The 520-nt window shown below is 48.7% G+C and carries 2 tRNA genes and 1 rRNA gene; all 3 read right to left on the reverse strand.

Going from position 1 to position 520, the window contains the following annotated elements:
- Window positions 1-179 precede the first annotated feature (179 nt).
- Window positions 180-255 (reverse strand) — tRNA-Ala (locus tag DM807_RS00710).
- Between the two features lie 24 nt (window positions 256-279).
- Window positions 280-356: transfer RNA gene (locus tag DM807_RS00715), tRNA-Ile, on the reverse strand.
- 87 nt (window positions 357-443) lie between these two features.
- Window positions 444-520, reverse strand: a 16S ribosomal RNA gene (locus DM807_RS00720); the annotation flags it as partial.

Consider the following 520-nt stretch of genomic DNA (forward strand, 5'->3'; position numbering starts at 1 on the left):
TTTCGAGCAGAACTCACAAATTTTACCTTAGCCTGATTAACCAGCAGTGAAACTGGCCATCAGTCTATTTCTATCACATATCCGAATTTTTAAAGAACGATCTGACAAAAGTCAGAAATCAACATTCATCAACGAATGTTCATTTCTAAGTTCTGACAAGTGACTGCGTACTGCGAAAGTGGTGGAGCCAAGCGGGATCGAACCGCTGACCTCCTGCGTGCAAGGCAGGCGCTCTCCCAGCTGAGCTATGGCCCCGTATTTTACGCCTTAACCATGTGATGGTAGGTCTGGGCAGATTTGAACTGCCGACCTCACCCTTATCAGGGGTGCGCTCTAACCAACTGAGCTACAGACCTATAACAGGGTCGCGTTACAGCATCGTCTTTATACAAGTGAATCAAGCAATTCGTGTGGGAGCTCATCAGCAGGCTGATGTCGTCGATTAAGGAGGTGATCCAGCCGCAGGTTCCCCTACGGCTACCTTGTTACGACTTCACCCCAGTCATGAATCACACCGTGG

This window comes from Pseudomonas hunanensis, from assembly GCF_013393325.1.
In the GTDB taxonomy this organism is placed as follows: Bacteria; Pseudomonadota; Gammaproteobacteria; order Pseudomonadales; family Pseudomonadaceae; genus Aquipseudomonas; species Aquipseudomonas putida_P.